Source organism: Rhodopseudomonas palustris (genome assembly GCF_034479375.1).
Lineage (GTDB): Bacteria > Pseudomonadota > Alphaproteobacteria > Rhizobiales > Xanthobacteraceae > Rhodopseudomonas > Rhodopseudomonas palustris_M.
The window spans coordinates 3,396,690-3,416,756 of the sequence record NZ_CP140155.1 but is presented as its reverse complement, the minus strand read 5'-3'; the positions used below and the strand labels follow the sequence as shown (position 1 = coordinate 3,416,756).

Below are 20,067 nucleotides of genomic sequence, written 5' to 3'. Positions count from 1 at the left end.
TTCCTCCGCTCCGATGCCGGGTCACGTCGCGTCCTCGATGAGGCGAACATATTCGTCCACCATGGCGTCGACCGAGTAGCGCGACTTCAGCCCGTCGCCGGCGCGGCGAAGTCGCGCGCTGAGCGCGTCGTCGTCGAGCACCCGGGCGACCGCGTTCGACATCGCGGCCGGGTCCGACGCATCGACGAACAGCGCCGCCGGTTCGCCCTCGACCGACAGCACTTCGCGCAGCACCGGCAGATCGTTGGCGACCACCGGCACGCCGGCGTGGGCGGCCTCGACCGCGGCGAGGCCGAAGGTCTCGGCGAGCGACGGAAACACGAAGACGTCCAGGCACGCCAGGAAGTTCGCGACCTGCTCGGGAGAGATCTCGCCGACGAAATGCACGCGGTCGGCGACGCCGAGGCCGTCGGCGATGTCGCGTAGTCGTGCTTCGTCGGGGCCCTGGCCGGCGAGAGCGAGCGTCCAGTCCGGCCGTTGCGCCAGCACGCGCACGGCCGCGTCGAGCTGCTTGAGCGGATGCAGCCGCGCCGCCGAGCCGAGAACGACGGCGTCCGGCCTCAGTCCGAATTCCCGGCGCGCGTCCGCCTTGCTCAGCGTCGCGTGCTTCTGGTCGAAGCCGTGCGGAACGTGCTGCAGCCGCTTGCGATAGCTTTCCGGATAGCGCGAATAATCGCGCAGCATGTCGTGCGAATTGACCGTGATGGTCTTGAAGACTCCGAGCTGGCCCATGATCCGGTCGATGCCGCGCAGCCAGGCCGGCATTGTCAGCCGCGCCGACACCTGATTGGCGATCACCGGCCCCGGGCCGGCCAGCCGCGCGGCGACCCCGCCGATCGCATTGCCGTAGTGCTGGAAGGTCAGAACGATATCGGGGCGAAGCCGCCGGATGCGCGCATGCAGCGCGCCGAGGAAGCGCAGGAACGACAGCGGATCGCCCGGCCGGCGCGGCGCGCAGTAGGTCGTCTGCGCCGGCTCGTCGAACGAGCGCGACTGACGGAAGAAGAACAGATTGTGGACGTCGTAGCCGCGCGCCGCGAGGCCGGCGCCGACCAGCCGCGAGATCTCCTGGGCGCCGGCGTTCTCGGCCTGGGTCTGGATCACGACCACGCGCGTGCGTCGCGCCGGCGCGGCCTCCGCGACCGGCGCAGGCCGTCGCGCGATATCAGCGCCGCCTTCGTGAATCCGCGCGTGTTCGGTCCGGTCGTCCGTGGTGATCGTCATGGCCAAAATTTTCAGCAACTCGCTTCAGTTTTCATTGTCGACGTCGCCGCATGCGCGCTGCTGGTTAACGAAGCGTGTACGCCGCGCGCGTCCGCCTTTTACACGTTTCCAAGCATTTCGGGGGGCGGTTCCGGCGGAAGCGGTTAATGGTGTGATCTGTCTCCGGTGGGATCGATCATGATCGTCGGCGCCGCGTTAACCTTTCGCTAACTCCGTGCTCTTGTGCGGAGGCGTAACCGCCGATTAACCGTAGTTCTTTACTTTGTAGTCAGTGTGCGAAGGCGGCTCGGGCTTCCAGTTCGCCGCATGCGTCGCTCCGCCGCTCGACGGCCGCGCGAGGCTTGCGGCACGAGGCCGCGCTTCCATCATCGGCCGGCGCGGCGGATGATCCGAGTATGTAGACAAGCGAGTGTGTACCGCATCATGTCGCCCAGGCCGTCCTCACCCACCATCCCCGAAGGCCGCGATTCCGACGGGGTCGATTTCAGAAACGTCGTCGGCATTCTGGCGCGGCGCAGGAACTGGGTGTTCGGCGTTCCGCTGGCGCTGTGCGCGCTGGTCGTCGCCTATCTGCTGGTCGCGCATCCTGCCTACACCGGCACCGCGCAGGTGTTCGTCGACCCGCGCGATCAGTACACGCCGAAGGACGATCCGCTGCAGAATTCGGTTCCCGGCGACGGCCTGCTGCTGGTCGAGAGCCAGCTCAAGATCATCACCTCGAACGAGGTGCTGAACCGCGTCATCGAGCAGATGAACCTGCAGAACGATCCGGAGTTCAACGGCGAGCGCGTCGGCCTCGGCCGGCTGGTGAAGGCGCTGATCGGGCTCGGCAAGCCGGAGGATCGCGCGCTGGTCACGCTGCGAAATCTGCGGAAGAAAGTCACCACGCGGCGGATCGACCGCTCCTTCGTGATCGACATTCTGGCGTCGGCGGACACCGCGCCGCGCGCGGCGGCGCTCGCCAATGCGGTCGCGACCTCGTATCTCGAAGAGCAGGCCGGCGCCAATTCGGCGTTCCAGCGCCGGACCTCGGAGGCGATCTCGGCGCAGCTCGGCAAGCTGCGGCAGGAGGTCAAGCGCGGCGAGGAGGCGGTCGCCGCCTACAAGGCCGCCAACAATCTGGTCGGCGCGCGCAGCCGGATGGTGAGCGAGCAGCAGCTCGACGAAGCCAACACCCAATTGACCAACGCCAAGACGAGGCTCGCCGATGCGCAGGCCCGCGTGCGGCTGATCGAAACCATCGAGCACGGCGACGCCGGCCTCGACGCGGTGCCCGAGGCGATGCAGTCGGCCGCGATCGTGCAGTTGCGCGGGCGGCTCGCCGACGCGTCGCGCGAAGAGGCGCAGCTCGCGCAGATCGACGGCCCCAATCATCCGGCGCTGCAGGCGGCGCGCGCGCAGGTCCGCGACGTCCAGGCGGCGATCCAGCGCGAATTGAAGACGATCGCGCGATCGGTCCGCAACACCTACGCCAGCGAACGCACCAATGTGCAGACCCTGCAGGCCAATTTCGACGCGCTGAAGACGCAGTCGCAGGCCAACGAAAAGCTGCTGGTGCCGCTGCGCGAACTCGAGCGCAAGGCGGAGTCGAGCCGGATCGTCTACGAGAGTTTCCTCGCCAAGGCCAAGACCGCCGAGGAGCGGCAGGGCATCGACACCACCAACATCCGGCTGATCTCCCGCGCCACGACGCCGGAGAACAAGAGCTGGCCGCCGGCGATGATCATGCTCGCCGCCGCGATCTTCGCCGGGCTCACCATCGGCATCGCGCTGGCGCTGGCGCGCGATTACTTCGATCGTCAGGACCGTGGACCGGAGCCGGACGCCGTCGCCGAACCCGACGTTCCGGCGCGCGCCGCGGCCGAGCCGGCGCCGGCGTTCCGCCCCGCGGTGATCGCGCAACATCACGCCGGCCGGCTGAGCGCGCTGAGCGAGGATCTGCTCGCGGCGCCGCAGGGCCACACCATGGTGCTGGTGCAGGTGCAGCGCGCCGCCTGGCTCGACGACGTCGCGCTGCAGCTCGCGCGCGCAGTGATCGCCAACGAGATGGACGTGATGCTGGTCGACGCCGATCTCGCGCGGCACCGGACGACGTCGCGGCTCGGCTTCGACAAGGCGCCCGGCCTGCGCGACGTGATGGCCGGAATCGCCGCGATCAACGAGGTGGTGCAGTTGCACAAGCCGACCGCGATGCGGATCGTGCCGGTCGGGCTGTCGGCCGTCGCCGAGCGCGACCCGCGCGCCCGCCAGGCGCTGTCGCTGGCGTTCCGGCAGTTGCGCGACTTCGACCGCGTCATCGTCGACGGCGGCGAGATGGGATCGACCGCGTCCGAATTCGGTCTGTACTATTTGGCCGACGAAGTCGTGTTCCTGGCGCAGGGACCCGGCGGCAAGAGCGAGGACGCCGCCATCCTGGTCGATCTGCTGAAGCTGCGTCAGGTGAAGGCGCGGGTCGTCTTCGTCGAGCCGGACGTCTCGGTGGCGGCATGACCATGGGCGGTCACGGCGCGCCGCATCCGCCGGTCGCGTTCGCGCCCGCCGCCCCGGCCGCCTCGACGATCCGGCTGCGGCTGCCGTTCGCGCCACCGCTCGTCCAGAAAATGATGGCGGTCTATATCGTGCTGCTGTTCGTGGTGTCGGCCAACGTGCTCGACCTGATCGGCTACGACTACAGCGCGATCGGCGGTTCGCCGATCACCAAGATTCACGTCTCGACCTATTTCATCGTGCTGCTGTTCGCGGTGTTCCTGATCACCTATCCGCAGAAGGGCGATCTCGCGCGCTATTATCTCGCGACCAGGCTCGGCACGATCTTCTTCTTCTGCGCCGCCACCTTCGCGGTGATCAACATCGTCGTCGACGGCCGCAACGGCTTCGGCATGTATTTCGACACCGACCTGCATCTGTTCCTGTGCGCCATGCTGCTGCCGTTCGTGACGCCGGACAACATGGACCGGCTCGAGCGCTTCCTGCACTGGTTCTTCCTGGTCAATGCGGTGCTGGCGGTGGTCGAGCTGGCGATCGGGTTCAACATCTTTCCGCTGATCACCTATTCGCCGGACGGCATGACGACGGTCGAGCCGCGGGCGACGGCGTTTCTCAGCCACCCGCTGCACGCCGCGACCATCACCTGCGTCTACATCGTCAGCCTGCTGTGCGGCGCGGGCAAAGCGCTGCGGCCGAATCTGCGGATGCCGATGATCCTCCTGCAATGCGCGGCGTTGCTAGCCTTCGGCGGGCGTACCGCGTTCCTGCTGACCGGACTGATCATGGCGGGCATGCTGCTGTGGGGAATGTTCCGCGTCGCGGCAGGCATGAAGGTGTCGCAGCGCGGCCTGATCGTCCTGTTCTCGATCATCCCGGTCGGGATCGCGGCGATCGCAGTGCTGGCGGCGATCGGCGCGTTCGATCCGCTGCTCGACCGCTTCACCGAGGACGGCGGCAGCGCGCGCACCCGCTGGCTGATGGTGCCGCTGCTGTTGTCGTTCGATTGGGGCGACCTGTTGTGGGGCGCGCATACCGACTATGTGCGGTCGCAGGTCTATTCGTACGGGCTGGAATGGGGCGTGGAAAACCCGTTCATCCAGATGAGCGTGTTCCAGGGCGTCATCGTCGCGTCGCTGATCATGCTCGGCATCCTGCTGCTGATGTGGGAGGCGTATCGGCGGATGACCGCGAAGGCGGTCTTTCCGATCGCGGTCTTCTTCTTCCTGTGCAGCACTTTCGGCTCGTTCGCCGGGCGGTTCTTCACCTTCGCGATCTTCCTGATCGTGGTGGCGACGTTGTTCCGCCGGCCGGATGCGCCGCCGAACTATGTGAGCTGAGGAGGGCGCGATGGACGCCGCCGTGCCGAACCACCTCGCCGATCCGCCGGCGATCGTCCGGCAGGCCGCCGATCTGCAGCCGGCGGGCCGCGGCGGCATGCTGCTGCCGCGCGGCTGGCTCAGCACGCGCGGCAGCCAGATCATCGACGATGCCGGCCGGCCGATGCGGATCGCCTCGATCGGCTGGAACGGCACCGAAGGGCCGCCCGGCGCGGCGCCGTCGGGGATCTGGAAGGTCAGCTACCGGACCGTACTGGATTCGATCGTCGCCGCTGGCTTCAATGCGGTGCGGATTCCCTGGACCGATATCGGCCTGACCACGCCGCTCAACGGCTACAGCGACCGGCTCGGCTGGATCAACACCACGCTCAATCCGGAACTCCTGGCGAGCGACACGCCGAACGCGCAGGGGCGCTATCGCTACGGCACGACGCTGGTGGCGTTCCGGCGCATCGTCGACTACGCGCAGGACATCGGCCTCAAGGTGATCTTCAATCACCACACCAATCAGGGCACCGCCGGGCAGCAGCGCAACGGGCTGTGGTTCGATCTCGGCCCGGGCACCGACAACACCGACGGCCTGGTGCCGGGCCGGGTCACGGCGGAGCAATTCAAGCAGAACTGGCTGTTGGTGGCGAAGACCTTCGCCAATAATCCCACCGTGATCGGCTACGATCTGCACAACGAGCCGAACGGCGATCGCGGCCGCATCACCTGGGGCGGCGGCGGGCCGACCGACATCAAGGCGATGTGCGAGGACGTCGGCTCGGCGATCCAGGACGTCGAGCCGCGGGTGCTGATCATCTGCGAAGGCCCGGAAACCTACAGGCCGCCGCCGGAATCCTCGGGCATGGATCCGCGCCATGCCGCCCCCGCGGGCAATCTCACCGCGGCGGGCGCCAATCCGGTGCGGCTGAAGATTCCGAACAAGCTGGTGTACTCGATCCACGAATATCCGGAAGAGATCGCCGACACCAAGCGCTGGGGCATTCCCGAAACCGGCAAGGGCTTCATCGACCGGATGAACCACACCTGGGGTTATCTCGTTCGCGACGACATCGCGCCGGTGTGGATCGGCGAGATGGGCGCGTCGCTGCGCACGCCCGAGACCCGCGAATGGGCGCGCAATCTGATCGACTACATGAACGGCAAATACGGCGGCGAGGGCGGCCCGACGTTTTCGGGCGATCAGCAGCCGGTCAGCGGAAGCTGGTGGCTGATCGGGCCGTCGAACGATCCGCCGTTCGGCCTGCAGACCGAATGGGGCGTCGGCCATTATCGACCGGATCAGATCGCGATCACCGACGAGATGCTGATGCGGCCGCGCAAGTAGAGCAGGTCAGCCGCTGAAGCCCGTGTCCGTCATGCCCGGCCTTGTGCCGGGCATCCACGACCTGCAGTGGTGCTGGGTCCGAAGACGTGGATGGCCGGGACAAGCCCGGCCATGACGACATCGATCAGTGAACCGCATCACCGCGTCTGCGTCAGCAGCAGATACATCGCGTAGGGGTTGGTCTTGAGATAGCGCATCCCGAGCCGGCGCGGCTCGAGCGCCATCCGCCACAGCCATTCCAGGCCGATCCGCTGCATCCACTGCGGCGCCCGCGGCTTCGATCCCGACAGGAAGTCGAACAGGCCGCCGGAGGTCTTGATGACGCCGATCGTGGTGAGGCGGTGACGATGCCTGGCGATGAACACCTGCTCGCGCGGCACGCCCATCGAGATCCAGAGAATGTCCGGCGCGAGTTCGGAGATCCGCTCACAGGCGGCGATCTCTTCCGCCTCGTCGGCGAAGTATCCGTTGCGGCGGCCGACCAGGCGGACGTCGGGATATCGCCTCGCGACCAACTCGGCGGCGCGCTGGTTCGAGGTCTCGTCGGCGCCGAGCATGAACATCGTGGCGCCGCGCGCGCCGGCTTCGCGCGCGACATCGTGGAACAGGTCGGTGGTGGCGACGCGTTCCGGCAGCGGCACGTCGCATTTGAAACGCGAGACGAAGACGTGCGGCATGCCGTCGGCATGGATCGCATCGGCCTGCAGAAACATCGCGTGCTGGGACGGATCGACCGCACAGCGATAGGTCACCTCGCCGTTGGTCGAGGTCATGTAGGCGGGATGGCGCCACAGCCCGCGGCGCTTCAGCGCCTCGTCGACCATCGCGGTCGCGGTCTCGGCGCGGTCGGCGACCACGATCGGCAGCCCGCCGATGACGTTGCGCTTCCATTGCGGAAATCGGTTGCGCCGGCGATCGCCCGCGACGCGACGCTCGCCGAACGTCAGATCGGCGAGCGAGTCGGGGATCGAGAACGGCGCGACGCGGCGATCCGAATCCCGTCGTTCGCCGGGCGCATGGTTCGGCTCTCGGCCGGCAACTTGCACGTGGGGCATTGCGGATTCCGCTGGTCGATGCTGGTTCAAGACGCGCTGTTCGATCATTTCGAATAGAACAATTAGCTCATCTTAACGGCCGTGCAATCGCTGCTTAACCGCATCCGTTCAACAAGGTAAAACGGTTAACTGCCCGGTTGAAAATAGGCCGGCAATTTCGCCCGGATGTCCCGCGATGTGGCAGGCCTGTGCCGGCGCGGGCCGGCGTGCCGCGATGACGCATCGGCGGACGCACCGCCTCAGGCGGGGAGGCGGCGTTCCCAGGCGAGCGCGTGGCGGACGATGGTCTCGAGATCGTCGTAGCGCGGCGTCCAGCCCAGCAGGCTCTTCGCCCGATCGTTCGCGGCCACCAGCGCCGCGGGGTCGCCGGCGCGGCGGCCCTTGATGCGGACCGGGAAATCGACGCCCGAGACGCGCTTCACCACGTCGATCACCTCCAGCACCGAATAGCCGTTGGCGTAGCCGATGTTGCAGGTGACGCTGGGTTTGCCGGCGCGCAGATAGCGCAGCGCGTCGAGATGGGCCGCGACGAGGTCGGCGACATGGACGTAGTCGCGGATGCAGGAGCCGTCCGCGGTCGGATAGTCGGTGCCGAACACGTCGAGGCCGTCGCGCTTGCCGAGCGCGGCCTGCACGGCGATCTTGATCAGATGCGTGGCGTTCGGCGACGACTGACCGGCGCGGCCGTCGGGATCGGCGCCGGCGACGTTGAAGTAGCGCAGCGCCGCGTAGCTCAGCGGATGGGCGCGGGCGACATCGCCGAGTATCCATTCGACCATCAGTTTCGAACGGCCATACGGATTGATCGGCTGCGTCGGCTGATCCTCGCCGATCGGATTGCGGTCGGGCTCGCCATACACCGCCGCGGTCGACGAGAACACGACATGCGGAATCTTCCGCTGCACCGCGCAGTCGATCAGCGTGCGGGCGTTGGCGGTGTTGTTGCGATAATAGGCCAGCGGGTTCGCCACCGATTCCGGCACCACGACGCTGGCGGCGAAATGGATGATCGCTGCTATCGGGTGGCGCTCCATGATGTCGCCGACGAAGCCGGCATCGCCGACCGAGCCCTGAAAGAACGGCACGCCTGCGGGCACGGCGCCACGCAGCCCGGCCGAGAGATCGTCGATCACCAGCGGCCGTTCGCCGGCGGCCTGCAGCGCCAGCGTCATATGGCTGCCGATATAGCCGGCGCCGCCGGTGACGAGGATGTAACTGTCCATGTCGGGCTTCTCGTCGCTGCGTTTCACAGGGTCGCGGATGTCAGGGCCCGGCGTTGCTCTGGAACCGGATGCGACTGCTCGCAATTGCGACGCCCCAGGTCAAGCCGATCAGCATGAAATAGTGCCGCCAGTGATCGGTATCGATAATGAAGCTTTCCAGTAGCGTCACGATCAGGGTCGCGACGATGGCGATGTAGGTGCGCTGCCACGGCGTGCGGACGAAGACGTTGCGCAGGCCGTAGGCCGCGGTGATGAACACCAGGGCCGGATACAGGATGCCGCTGATCCAGCCGCCGGACATGAAGGCGTTGAGGAACGAATTGTGGGTGTCCTCGGGAAAGAACCGCCGGAACTGCAGCGGCCCGATCCCTGTCGGATAGTCCAGCGCCATGCCGGCGCCGAGCAGATGCCGGCCGAACCGGCCGAACCGGCCGCTGTCGTAGGGCTGCGAGAAGCTGGCGCGCTCCTTGAACAGCGCGTCGATCCGGTCGAACGACAGCAGCACCGCGATCGCCGCGACCAGCAGCAGGCCGGCGAGCGCCGCCAGCATCACGATCCGCAGCCGCCGCTGCTGCGTCGGCGCGGTGACGAACATCAGCGCGATCGTCAGCATCGATGCGCCGGCGAGCGTGCCCCAGGCGGCGCGCGAGAACGCCAGGAAGATCGCCAGCGCGATGATGCCGAACGCGATCGCATTGCGCATCGCGCTCCAGAACGAGCCTTCGATCACCCGCTGCAGCGCGTAGACCGCCGGAAAGATCAGGAACGCGCCGAGCACGTTCGGGTCCTTGAAGGTGCCGCGCGCGCGCCCCGCATAGGTCAGCAGATCCGTGGCGCCCGGGATCAGGTTGAAATAGCCGGCGATCCCGGCCAGCGACGCGATCAGCCCGCCGACCAGATAGCCTTTGGCGAGCGCCTCGATCCGGTCGCCGGTGTTCTCGAGCGTCACCAGCGCGAAGAATATCGCGGTGATCGCCATGTACCACGACGTCAGCAGCCAGTTCAGGATGATCGGATCGTCGAGAAGGGAGCTGGCGCCGACGGTGTAGCCGAGCTCGACGCCGATCAAGAGCGCGATCGGCACGATCAGCGCCGGCGTGATCCGCAGGCCGGAGGCGAAGAACACCACGATCGACAGCAGGATCGCGAATTCATACGGGCTCGGCTCGATGAAGACGATCGCGCCGCTGGCGCCGACGAACCACAGCAAAGCGAGCTGCAGGGCTCGCAGCCGTGGCGCCGTCGCCGGGGAAGGGGCGGCCGTGATGGCAAAGTCGGTCATCGCTGCAACCTTGCGTCGACGGCTGGAACAGTCCGTGTTTGCGGGCGCACGGCACGCGGTGCGGAGGCGCGCGGTCGCTCGCATCGGGCTGTCCGCCTCGCGGCGAGTGTAGGAAACCGAGATTAACGCTGGATTATCGCGAAGCGCGGCGCGGGGGCAGGGCGCGGCCCGTCGGCTTGCAATTGGCCCCCGGGGTGCCGATATTTCCGGTTGCGCTGATGCACAATGGAGACGCCGGATGCCTTCCTTGCCCGAATGGAATGTGCCGGCCGCGATCCGGCCGCGCGCTTCGGACTTTCCGTTCGACCTCGACCGCGTGCTGTCGGCAGTGCTCGGCCTGCACGCCATCATTCCGCCCGACGCGTTCACCGCGAACACGCTCGGCACCGAACGCGCCGGCAACGCCGTCCTGATCGACGACGGCTTGCTGCTGACCATCGGCTATCTGATCACCGAGGCGGAGACGGTCTGGCTGCATCTCGGCGACGGCCGGGCGGTCGAGGGCCACGCGCTCGGCATCGATTCCGACAGCGGCTTCGGCCTGGTGCAGGCGCTCGGCGCGATCGACCTGCCGCCGCTGCGGCTCGGCAATTCCAGCGCGGCGAAGACCGGCGATCGCGTGATCATCGGCGGCGTCGGCGGCCGCGTTCGGTCGGTCGCGGGGCGGATCGCGGCGCGGCAGCCTTTCGCCGGCTATTGGGAATATCTGATCGACGACGCGATCTTCACCGAACCGTCGCATCCGAACTGGGGCGGCACCGGATTGATCTCCGCCGCCGGCGAGCTGATCGGCATCGGCTCGCTGCAGATCGAGCGCAGCGGCAGCGACGAGCACTACAACATGGCGGTGCCGATCGATCTCTTGAAGCCGGTGCTGGGCGATCTGCGCAAATTCGGCCGGGTCGACAAGCCGCCGCGGCCGTGGCTCGGGCTGTATTCGACCGAGATCGAGGACCGGATCGTCGTGGTCGGGATCGCCCCGAAGGGGCCCGCCGCGCGCGCCGAATTGAAATCGGGTGACGTGATTCTCGCCGTCGCGGGCGACAAGGTGACGAGCGAGGCCGAATTCTATCGCAAGGTGTGGGCGCTCGGCGAAGCCGGCGTCGAGGTCCCGCTGACGCTGTTCAGCGGCGGCGCCACCTTCGACGTCGTGCTGCATTCGGCGGATCGCGCCAAGTTCCTCAAAGGGCCGCGGATGCATTGAGGGCCGGCGCGGCGCCACATTGCTCGTGAGCCGTCATCCCCGCGAAGGCGGGGATCCAGTACTCCGGAGCATCTGCGGCGAGCGCACGTCGATGAGCTGGCGCTCTGGAATACTGGGTCAGCCGGGCGATGACGGCGCGGCGGTCCGCGACGCTCGCCAGTCTCGCGGGACTACTTGCCCGGCACCTTGTCGTCGATTCCCTCGACGAAGAAATTCATGCCGAGGATCTGGCTGTCGTCGAGGCGGTCGCCGCCCTTGCACTCGATGTCCTTGCCGTCCTGGTCGCGGATCGGGCAGGCGAACGGCTTGATGTTGCCGTCGATGATGCCGGCTTCGGTCTCGGCCGCGAGCTTCTTCACGTCCTCCGGCATGTTGGTGTAGGGCGCCATCAGGATCATCCTGTCCTTCAGCCCGCCCCAGGTCGCGCCCGACTTCCACTCGTTCGCGAACACCGCCCGGACGCGCGCGAGGTAGTACGGCGTCCAGTCGGCGACGATGCCGGTGAGCTGGGCCTTGGGCCCCAGCTTGATCATGTCGGCATTCTGCGCGAAGGCCAGCGCGCCGCGCTCGTTGGCCACCTGCATCGCCGCCGCGCTGTCGGTGCTCTGCATGATCACGTCGGCGCCCTGATCGAGCAGAGCCTTCGCGGCGTCCGCTTCCTTGCCGGGATTGAACCAGGAGCCGACCCAGACGATCCTGATCCTGATGGCCGGGTTGATCTTCCGCGCCGCCAGCATCGTGGCGTTGATGTCGGAGATGACCTCCGGCACCGGGAACGAGCCGACATAGCCGATCACGCCCTTCTTCGACATCTTCGCGGCGATCGTCCCCTCGATGGTCCGCCCCTCGTAGAATCGGCCCGAATAGGTCGCGACATTGGCCTCGCGCCTGGTGCCGGTGGCGAGCTCGAATCTCACATCGGGATATTTCTTCGCGACCTTGATGGTCGGCTCCATATAGTCGACCGAGGTGCTGAAGATCAGCCTGTTGCCGGCGCGCGCGAGCTGCTCGATCGAGCGCTCGGCGGCCGGGCCCGCGCTGACGTTTTCGAGGGAGGTGGTCTCGACCCTGTCGCCGAATTCCTTGACGATCGCCTTGCGCGCCTGGTCGTGCTGATAGGTCCAGCCGAAATCGCCGACCGAGCCGATATAGACGAAGCCGATCTTGAGCCTGGCGGGCTGGTCCTGCGCCGCGGCGCCGGTCGCTGCTGCGCAGCCCGCCGCCAGAATCAGAACCGCGGCTGCAATCGACGCTCTCATCGGTTTCTCCAGTTTCGCCCGCGGCCGGGCCCACCTACGCAGACCGCCCAACCTACCCGAAAAATGCCGCCGGCGCGATGCGTCATCCGATCGTCGGCTTCACGCGCTACGCCAAAACCTGTACCAAGGGAATCAGAATGGCTGTTCGCTTGATCATCTTCTGGCTGGTGTTGGCCGCGGGCTTCGGCTGGGCCGCGTGGTTCGTCGCGCGCGCGCCGCGCCGGGCGCTGTGGGTGCGGATCGGCGTCGCCGCCGTGCTGCTGGTCGCCTGCGCCGTGTCGTTTCTGATGTACGGCGCCGATCTGGAAAAGAACCTTGGCTCCGTGATCCTGTATTTTGTGGTGTGGAGCTCGGTGTTCGGCCTGTCGGCCGCCTGCGCCGGCACCATTCTCGGCACCCTGGCCGCCTTGCTGATCGGCTGAGCGCCGCCTTCATCCGCTCCGCCCGTTGCTCTATGCTGCGATCGATTCCGATCGCGGAGCAAGAACGATGGCCAGCACGATTTCTTCAGCCTCCGCCACGATCGCCGCCGAACCGGCGCCGATCGCGCTCGACTGGGCGGCGACCGCTCTACTGATCATCGACATGCAGCGCGACTTCCTGGAGCCGGGCGGCTTCGGCGAGACGCTGGGCAACGACGTCTCGCGGCTCGGCCGCGCGGTCGGGCCGATCGCGTCGGTGCTGGCGGCGGCGCGGGCGATGGGGCTGCTGGTGGTTCACACCCGCGAAGGCCATCGGCCGGACCTCGCCGATGCGCCGCCGGCCAAGCTCGAGCGTGGCGCGCCGTCGCTGCGGATCGGCGACCCCGGGCCGATGGGCCGGATCCTGATCCGCGGCGAGCCGGGCCACGACATCATCCCTGCGTTGTATCCTCGCGAGGATGAGATCGTGATCGACAAGCCCGGCAAGGGCGCGTTCTACGCCACCGAACTCGGCGACATCCTGCAGAAATACGGCATCGAAAATCTGCTGGTGTGCGGCGTCACCACCGAGGTCTGCGTCAACACCACGGTGCGCGAAGCCAACGACCGCGGCTATCGCTGCGTGGTCATCGGCGACGGCTGCGCGTCGTACTTTCCCGATTTTCACGACGCCGGGCTCGCCATGATCAAGGCGCAGGGCGGTATCTTCGGATGGGTTGCGGACTCCGCCGCGGTGCTCGCGGCGATGGCGCCGATCGTCGATGACCGGGCGATCACCGGCAATTGACGAAACCGGAACGGTCCTTCGCGGTTGTTTCCCCCGGCGTTCGCACTGAAAGGAACCAACATATGAGAACTCATTCCGCTGCGCGGCTTCTGTCCGTTGTCGTACTGTCGGGCTCGTTCGCGATGCTCTCCACCACGAGCTTCGCAGCCGGCGCGTTCGACGGCATGGCCGGCTATTGGGACGGCAGCGGCAAGGTGGAGCTGTCCGACGGCTCGGCCGAACGCATCCGCTGCCGCGCGTCCTATGCGGTGGCCGGCGGCGGACGTCTGCTGCAACAAACCCTGAAGTGCGCCAGCGCGAGTGCAAAGTTCGACATCACCAGTCATGTCGAGGAAAGCGGCGGCCGGATCTCCGGGACATGGACCGAAGCGAGCCGCAACGCCAATGGGCAGGTCACCGGCACGGCGCGCGGCGGGCGCGTCGACGCGCAGGTCGGCGGCCCGGGTTTTTCGGCCGCGCTGTCGGTCGCGACCCGCGGCGCGTCGCAATCGGTGTCGATCGTGCCGCAAGGTACCAATGTGCGCAACGTCTCGGTGTCGCTACGCAAACGCTGAGGCGCGGTGCGAGGAGCAGGCACGCGCTGCCGCTCCATCACGTCCCGAGTTGATACCAATGACAACACCCACGTCATGCCCGGGCTTGTCCCGGGCATCCACGTGTTGGGACCGTGCGAGGCGATAAGACGTGGATGGCCGGGACGAGCCCGGCCATGACGAAGACACGGATTTCCAAAGACTACGGATTCAAGCTGCTTCAGCTGAGTGAGTTCGCTGGCTGCCGCGTTGGGTCTGCCTGCTTCGTTGCGCTCCGTCCGCCTCTCTCGATCTCCTGCTCTTCATGAAATTTCGGACAGGTCGTTCGCGCGCGCCGCGTAGTCGTGGACGCATCGATCTCATTCGGCGGCCCTCTCTGTCCAAAGATTAATTCGCCAAACAGCTTCGCGTAATGTCGGCTCTCTATATTCCAGCGAGTAGTTCACGCCCCGTTCACCACTCACTGGAGCCTCGCCATGAATCAAAATGAGACGGATCGCAACGACATCGACTACACCCCGAAATCGGATTTGCAGCTCCGCCGGATCATGAAGCCGCGGCGCTTTGCTCTGCTGGCGTCCGCCGCAGCCCTGAGCGCGGCTCTGGTCACCGGCGGATATATGACGCACGAGTTTCCGTCGTTCGCGTCGCCGGCGCTCGCGGCCGAAGCCGCATCGCCCTCCGGTGCGCCCGCCGGCTTCGGCGATCTCGTCAGCAAGGTGAAGCCGGCGGTGATCTCGGTGCGCGTCAAGATCGACGAGGACAGCCGCACCACGCCGCTGATCCGCAACGACGGCAGCGACGACAACGGCAATCAAGGCATGGATCGCGACCTCGACCAGCAGCTCAGTCCGTTTCTCCGGCAGTTCGGCTTCCGCGGCCAGCAGGGCGTGCCGCAGCGCCATCACATGGTCACCGGCGAAGGCTCCGGCTTCTTCATCTCGCCGGACGGCTATGCGGTGACCAACAACCATGTCGTCGATCACGCCAAGTCGGTGCAGGTCACGACCGATGACGGCACCGTCCACACCGCCAAGGTCGTCGGCACCGACAAGAAGACCGATCTGGCGCTGATCAAGGTCGACGGCAAGAACGACTTCACTTACGTGAAATTCGCCGATCAGCCGGCGCGGGTCGGCGACTGGGTGGTCGCGGTCGGCAATCCGTTCGGTCTCGGCGGCACCGTCACGGCCGGCATCGTCTCGGCGCGCGGTCGCGACATCGGCTCCGGCCCGTATGACGACTACGTCCAGATCGACGCGCCGATCAACAAGGGCAATTCCGGCGGGCCGGCGTTCGACACCAGCGGCAACGTCATCGGCGTCAACACCGCGATCTATTCGCCCTCCGGCGGCTCGGTCGGCATCGGCTTCGACATTCCGGCGGCGACCGCCAAGCTCGTCATCGCGCAGTTGAAGGACAAGGGTGTGGTGACGCGCGGCTGGCTCGGCGTGCAGGTGCAGCCGGTGACCGCCGAGATCGCCGACAGCATGGGGCTGAAGCAGGCCCGCGGCGCGCTGGTCGACAGCCCGCAGGACGGCAGCCCGGCCGCCAAGGCGGGGATCGCCGCCGGCGACGTCATCACCGCGGTCAACGGCGCGGAGATCAAGGACTCCCGCGCGCTGGCGCGGACCATCAGCATGATGGCGCCGGGCAGCTCGGTGAAGCTCGACGTGCTGCACAAGGGTGACAGCAAGACGGTGACGCTCAGTCTGGCCGAGATGCCGAACGAGAGCGCGAAAGTCGCCGACAGCGGCGATGCCGGGCGCGAGTCCGGCCGGCCCTATCTCGGCCTGCGCGTCGCGCCGGCGGGCGAGGTCGCCGGATCCGGCCAGAAGGGCGTCGTCGTCACCGGCGTCGACCCGCAAGGCCCGGCGGCCGATCGCGGCCTGCGCAGCGGCGACGTCATCCTCGACGTCGGCGGCAAGGCGGTCGCCAATTCCGGCGACGTCCGCGACGCGCTGAAGCAGGCCAGCGAGCACGGCAAGAAGACCGTGCTGATGCGGGTCAAGACCGCGGATTCCGCCGCGCGCTTCGTCGCGGTGCCGATCGCCAAAGGCTGATCGTCAAGAACCGATCGAACTCGGCATCACCCGAAGGGCGGCCGCGAGGCCGCCCTTTGTTCGTGCCGCACGCCCAATGCGAAGCCGACGGGTGCGATGTCGTCGGCGCAGGCGTCTTCGATCCGGAGATGGAACTTTTCGGCGGGCCGCCACTTGGTCGGTTCCGAATTAACGTATCGGGAGTCGATGCCCGCGTCGGTCGGCGGCCACGTTGATCGACGCGACCGGGCTCGAGCCGAACCGACGGGATTGCCGTGAACGCGCGCCTTCGCAAGCTCTACGACGATGTCGCCGACACCTTCTGGCTGTTGCCCGCCTTGCTGGTGCTGCTCGGCTCGGTCGCGGCGTTCGGCCTGGTCGAGATCGATCGCAACGGCGGCGTGCCGGCCTGGTTGCTGGAGAACTGGCTCTACAACGGCGGCCCCACCGGCGCGCGCACCCTGCTGGGCGCGGTGGCGTCGTCGACGATCGGCGTCGCCGGCACGGTGTTCTCGATCACCATCGCGGCGCTGTCGCTGGCCGCGGGGCAGATGGGGCCGCGGCTGCTGCGCAACTTCACCCGCGACCGCGGCAACCAGATCACGCTCGGCATCTTCCTCGGCACGTTCTGCTACGCGCTGATCGTGCTGCGCAGCGTCCGCACCGCGGACGAGGGCGCCTTCGTTCCCCACCTCGCGCTCGGCGTCGGAATCGCGCTCGCCTTCGTCTGCGTCGCCACGCTGGTGTATTTCGTCGATCACATGGCGAGCCGGATCAACGTCGACACCGTGATCGGCCTGGTCAGCGACGACGTGCGCAACGTGATCAGCGAGCTTGCGGAGCACGAGCCGCAGCCGGTGCCGCCGCCGCCTCCGCCCGCGCATTGGCGCGACGCCGAGCCGATCCGCGATCGGCGCGCCGGATATCTGCATCATCTCGACGACGACGGGCTGGCGACCTGGGCGTGCGAACAGGAGGCCGAGATCCGCCTGCTGATCCGTCCCGGAGACTATGTCTTTCCCGGTGCGCCGATCGCGCTGATCAAGCCACCGCGCGAGGGCGCGGAACAGGCCGTCCGCAACGCGACGGCGCTCAGCCAGACGCTCACATCGTCGGACGATCTGCGCTTCGCGGTGCGGCAACTGGTCGAGGTCGCGGTGCGCGCGCTGTCACCCGGCATCAACGATCCCAACACCGCGCTCAGCGTGCTCAACCGGCTCGGCGCCGCGCTGTGCGAAATGCAGCCTCTGCAGTTACGAAACGGCGTTGTGGTCAAGCAGGGGCGCATCGTGCTGGTGGTGCCGCACGTGCAGTACGACGAGCTGGTCGACGCGATGTTCCACATGATCCGGCAGAACGCCGCCGGCAATCCCTCGGTGCTGATCGGGATGCTCGACGTGCTGACCCAGGTGGCGAGCGTCGAGCGCGATCCGCCGCGGCTCTCCAGCGTGCGCAAACATGCCGACCTGGTGATGGCCGACGCCGAGCGCGAGGTCGGCTCGAGGGACGATCTCGCGGATGTGCGCAGCCGCTATCGGGCGTTCATGGATGTCGTCGAACTCGGCCCGCTCGGTCCGTTCAGGCTGTAGCGACGCGCTCTGCGCTCAGCCTTCGGCGAGATCGAGAATGCGCTGGCGGCGGCGGCTGGTGGCGGCGTCGATCAGCATCCGGCCGGCCCAGCGGTACACGTTCCACTCGCGGATCTGCTGACGCATCGCGCGCATCCGCTCCTGCTGCTCGTGCTCCGGCATCCGCAGCGCGGTGTCGAGCGCGGTCGCCATTTCGTGGACGTGATACGGATTGACGATCAGCGCTTCGGATAGTTCGCGCGAGGCGCCGGTGAAGCTCGACAGCACCAGCACGCCGCGCTCGTCGTCGCGGGCGGCGGCGAATTCCTTGGCGACGAGATTCATGCCGTCGTGCAGGCTGCTGACGATGCAGACGTCGGCGGCGCGGAACAGCTTGAATACTTCGCGCGCGCTGTGATGCCGGATCAGCAGCACGATCGGCTGGTAGTCGTTCGTGCCGTGCCGGCGGTTGATGTCGTCGGCGAGCGCCACCGCGTCGTCCTGCAGCGTGCTGTAGCTCGACAATTTGCTGCGCGTCGGCGCGGCCACCTGGACGAACACCAGCCGCCGCTTCCATTGCGGCTGGCGGGTCAGCAGATCGTCGACCGCTTTCATGCGGTCGAGAATGCCCTTGGTGTAGTCGAAGCGCTCGATGCCGACCGCGATCTTGACGTCGGCGGCGAGACCGAGCTGCTGGCGCACCTCGCTGCGGCAGGTTTCGACCGGCGGCTGGCCGTCCAGCGCCGCCGGCGGCCATTCGATCGAGATCGGATAGGCGCGCACCATGGTTTCATGGCCCGACAGCGTGACGGTGGCGTGCTCGCGGTCGATCCGGCTCTCGACGAAGCGGTCGACGGTCTCGAAGAAATTGTTGCAGTGAAACTGGGTGTGGAAGCCGAGGATGGTGGAGCCGAGCAGGCCGTCGATGATCTGCTCCTTCCACGGACAGATGCTGAAGGTCTCGGCGTTCGGCCACGGGATGTGCCAGAAGGTGATGATGGTCGCCTTCGGCAGCCGATCGCGGATCATCCGCGGCGCCAGCGCGAAGTGATAGTCCTGCACCAGCACGATCGGATTGTCGGTCCGGGCCTCCTGGACGACGGCGGCGGCGAAGCGCTCGTTGATCTGCTGATAGGCCTTCCAGTCGGATTCCCGGAACGACGGCCGCACGAAGGCGATATGGCACAGCGGCCACATGCCTTCATTGGCGAAGCCGTAATAGAAGCCGTCCTGTTCCTCGTCGGTGATCCAGATCCGGCGGAGTCGGTAGGACGGATGATCGGGCGGCACCTCGATGCGGTCGTGGGAGTCGACGGTGTCGCGGTCGGCGTTGCCGCTGCCATGCGCGATCCAGGTGCCGCCGCAGGCGCGCATCACCGGCTCCAGCGCCGACACCAGGCCGCTCGCCGGAATCTGCACCTCGATCCGGTCGCCGTCGCGATTGTGGATATAGGGCTCGCGGTTCGAGACGATCAGCACTTCGGCGTCGGGCAGCGTCGAATGCAGCAATTGCTGTAGAGTCGCCGGCGACCATTCGATCTGCGCCGAGGAGATCGAATGGCGGCCGGTTTCGACTTCGCTCAGCAGCTTCTTGATCTGCAGGTCGATCGCCGACGGGTCGCGCGTCGGCCGTTGCGGCGCCGCGCCGGAGCGGACGTCGTCGACCGCGCGCCGCAACGCGTTCATCCAGCCGCGCAGCACCACCAGGACGAAAATCGCCGCGCCGCCGGCGATCATCAGCGCCACGCCGACCAGCGCCGCGATCATGAAGCCCTGGGCTTCGTTGGAGCGGACGTCGACGAAGCTGAGATCGTGCAGGATGATCAGATAGGATTTGTGCGCCCGCTCGACGACCGGGAAGGCGGCGACCATGACCCGGCGACCGTCGATCACGATGGTGGAGAAGCTCACGCCCTCCGAACGTGCCACCTTCTCACAGGAGAACGTCTTCGGCATCAATTTGGTCGGCGCGATCAGCCGGCCCTGATCGCTGCACAGCGCGACGGCGAGGATCCGCTGATCGAGCGCGACCGCCTCGAAGCTCACCGAGAGCTGAACCACATTGTCGTCGGCCATCGCGCCGACGACCTGATGCTGGATCGCGTTGTAGACCAGCCGCGAGCGCGCCTCGACGTCGCTGCGCGACCATTGCTCGACCAGGCGCTTGGAAAACGGCGCGATCGCCAATCCGAGAAGCAACGTCACCAGCAGGCCGAGACCGAGATATTTCAGAGCTGCCATATAGCGCGGCATCGACCGAAGTTCCCCCATGCGACCCGCTGCTGTTTACACCACGCGCCCCGCCGCGTCA

General features: G+C 67.1%; 15 protein-coding genes. 9 read left to right on the top strand and 6 right to left on the bottom strand.

The genetic code is table 11. The annotated features are described in order from the left end of the window. Positions 1 to 21 precede the first annotated feature (21 nt). Positions 22 to 1,224, bottom strand: coding sequence for a glycosyltransferase family 4 protein (locus tag SR870_RS15480; protein ID WP_416221086.1), 1,203 nt, complete (start codon positions 1,222 to 1,224; stop codon positions 22 to 24). Between the two features lie 423 nt (positions 1,225 to 1,647). Here SR870_RS15480 and SR870_RS15475 point away from each other — a divergent pair, with 423 nt between their 5' ends. The 3 genes from SR870_RS15475 to SR870_RS15465 are packed head-to-tail and all read left to right on the top strand — an operon-like array spanning position 1,648 to position 6,381. Continuing rightward, positions 1,648 to 3,714, top strand: coding sequence for an exopolysaccharide transport family protein (locus SR870_RS15475; RefSeq protein WP_322514429.1), 2,067 nt, complete (start codon positions 1,648 to 1,650; stop codon positions 3,712 to 3,714). Further along, positions 3,711 to 5,048, top strand: coding sequence for a VpsF family polysaccharide biosynthesis protein (locus tag SR870_RS15470; protein ID WP_322514428.1), 1,338 nt, complete (start codon positions 3,711 to 3,713; stop codon positions 5,046 to 5,048). The genes SR870_RS15475 and SR870_RS15470 overlap by 4 nt, the downstream gene beginning before the upstream one ends. Before the next feature lie 10 nt (positions 5,049 to 5,058). Then, a complete protein-coding gene (locus tag SR870_RS15465) occupies positions 5,059 to 6,381 on the top strand; it encodes a glycoside hydrolase family 5 protein (RefSeq protein ID WP_322514427.1) in 1,323 nt (440 codons plus the stop codon). 137 nt (positions 6,382 to 6,518) lie between these two features. Here SR870_RS15465 and SR870_RS15460 read toward each other — a convergent pair whose 3' ends face one another. The 3 genes from SR870_RS15460 to SR870_RS15450 form a co-directional block, all read right to left on the bottom strand. Further along, entirely contained in the window at positions 6,519 to 7,436 is a 918-nt protein-coding gene (locus SR870_RS15460) for a WecB/TagA/CpsF family glycosyltransferase (protein WP_322514426.1), read from the bottom strand. 239 nt (positions 7,437 to 7,675) lie between these two features. Next, on the bottom strand, positions 7,676 to 8,659 hold the full coding sequence (gene galE, locus SR870_RS15455; RefSeq protein ID WP_322514425.1) for a UDP-glucose 4-epimerase GalE: 984 nt from the start codon (positions 8,657 to 8,659) through the stop codon (positions 7,676 to 7,678). A 40-nt stretch (positions 8,660 to 8,699) separates the two neighbouring features. Next, entirely contained in the window at positions 8,700 to 9,941 is a 1,242-nt protein-coding gene (locus SR870_RS15450) for an O-antigen ligase domain-containing protein (RefSeq protein ID WP_322514424.1), read from the bottom strand. Positions 9,942 to 10,179: 238 nt separating this feature from the next. On the opposite strand from SR870_RS15450, the gene SR870_RS15445 reads away from it, so the two are divergent. Then, on the top strand, positions 10,180 to 11,145 hold the full coding sequence (locus SR870_RS15445; RefSeq protein WP_322514423.1) for a S1C family serine protease: 966 nt from the start codon (positions 10,180 to 10,182) through the stop codon (positions 11,143 to 11,145). Positions 11,146 to 11,315: 170 nt separating this feature from the next. Here SR870_RS15445 and SR870_RS15440 read toward each other — a convergent pair whose 3' ends face one another. Continuing rightward, complete coding sequence (locus SR870_RS15440) at positions 11,316 to 12,404, bottom strand: BMP family ABC transporter substrate-binding protein (protein ID WP_322514422.1); 1,089 nt, start codon at positions 12,402 to 12,404, stop codon at positions 11,316 to 11,318. 137 nt (positions 12,405 to 12,541) lie between these two features. On the opposite strand from SR870_RS15440, the gene SR870_RS15435 reads away from it, so the two are divergent. The 5 genes from SR870_RS15435 to SR870_RS15415 all read left to right on the top strand — a co-directional run bounded on the left by SR870_RS15435 (position 12,542) and on the right by SR870_RS15415 (position 17,777). Next, the gene (locus SR870_RS15435; RefSeq protein WP_322514421.1) at positions 12,542 to 12,826 is read left to right on the top strand and encodes a hypothetical protein; all 285 of its coding nucleotides are present in this window, start codon (positions 12,542 to 12,544) and stop codon (positions 12,824 to 12,826) included. 67 nt (positions 12,827 to 12,893) lie between these two features. Continuing rightward, a complete protein-coding gene (locus SR870_RS15430; protein WP_322514420.1) occupies positions 12,894 to 13,613 on the top strand; it encodes an isochorismatase family cysteine hydrolase in 720 nt (239 codons plus the stop codon). 62 nt (positions 13,614 to 13,675) lie between these two features. Next, the gene (locus tag SR870_RS15425; protein ID WP_322514419.1) at positions 13,676 to 14,167 is read left to right on the top strand and encodes a hypothetical protein; all 492 of its coding nucleotides are present in this window, start codon (positions 13,676 to 13,678) and stop codon (positions 14,165 to 14,167) included. A 455-nt stretch (positions 14,168 to 14,622) separates the two neighbouring features. Then, positions 14,623 to 16,209 (top strand): Do family serine endopeptidase, encoded by a 1,587-nt coding sequence (locus tag SR870_RS15420; protein WP_322514418.1) that lies wholly within the window; start codon positions 14,623 to 14,625, stop codon positions 16,207 to 16,209. 254 nt (positions 16,210 to 16,463) lie between these two features. Beyond that, positions 16,464 to 17,777, top strand: a complete 1,314-nt coding sequence (locus SR870_RS15415; RefSeq protein WP_322514417.1) for a DUF2254 domain-containing protein — start codon at positions 16,464 to 16,466, stop codon at positions 17,775 to 17,777. A 15-nt stretch (positions 17,778 to 17,792) separates the two neighbouring features. Here SR870_RS15415 and SR870_RS15410 read toward each other — a convergent pair whose 3' ends face one another. Next, on the bottom strand, positions 17,793 to 20,009 hold the full coding sequence (locus tag SR870_RS15410) for a trehalose-6-phosphate synthase (protein ID WP_322514416.1): 2,217 nt from the start codon (positions 20,007 to 20,009) through the stop codon (positions 17,793 to 17,795). Positions 20,010 to 20,067 lie beyond the last annotated feature (58 nt).

Bases quoted from the DNA above. Each gene is read 5' to 3' on its own strand.
- SR870_RS15470 (WP_322514428.1), top strand. From the start codon at position 3,711: ATGACCATGGGCGGTCACGGCGCGCCGCATCCGCCGGTCGCGTTCGCG.
- SR870_RS15435 (WP_322514421.1), top strand. From the start codon at position 12,542: ATGGCTGTTCGCTTGATCATCTTCTGGCTGGTGTTGGCCGCGGGCTTC.
- SR870_RS15460 (WP_322514426.1), bottom strand. From the start codon at position 7,436: ATGCCCCACGTGCAAGTTGCCGGCCGAGAGCCGAACCATGCGCCCGGC.
- SR870_RS15480 (WP_416221086.1), bottom strand. From the start codon at position 1,224: ATGACGATCACCACGGACGACCGGACCGAACACGCGCGGATTCACGAA.
- SR870_RS15445 (WP_322514423.1), top strand. From the start codon at position 10,180: ATGCCTTCCTTGCCCGAATGGAATGTGCCGGCCGCGATCCGGCCGCGC.
- SR870_RS15450 (WP_322514424.1), bottom strand. From the start codon at position 9,941: ATGACCGACTTTGCCATCACGGCCGCCCCTTCCCCGGCGACGGCGCCA.
- SR870_RS15430 (WP_322514420.1), top strand. From the start codon at position 12,894: ATGGCCAGCACGATTTCTTCAGCCTCCGCCACGATCGCCGCCGAACCG.
- SR870_RS15475 (WP_322514429.1), top strand. From the start codon at position 1,648: ATGTCGCCCAGGCCGTCCTCACCCACCATCCCCGAAGGCCGCGATTCC.
- SR870_RS15465 (WP_322514427.1), top strand. From the start codon at position 5,059: ATGGACGCCGCCGTGCCGAACCACCTCGCCGATCCGCCGGCGATCGTC.
- SR870_RS15425 (WP_322514419.1), top strand. From the start codon at position 13,676: ATGAGAACTCATTCCGCTGCGCGGCTTCTGTCCGTTGTCGTACTGTCG.
- galE (WP_322514425.1), bottom strand. From the start codon at position 8,659: ATGGACAGTTACATCCTCGTCACCGGCGGCGCCGGCTATATCGGCAGC.
- SR870_RS15410 (WP_322514416.1), bottom strand. From the start codon at position 20,009: ATGCCGCGCTATATGGCAGCTCTGAAATATCTCGGTCTCGGCCTGCTG.
- SR870_RS15440 (WP_322514422.1), bottom strand. From the start codon at position 12,404: ATGAGAGCGTCGATTGCAGCCGCGGTTCTGATTCTGGCGGCGGGCTGC.
- SR870_RS15420 (WP_322514418.1), top strand. From the start codon at position 14,623: ATGAATCAAAATGAGACGGATCGCAACGACATCGACTACACCCCGAAA.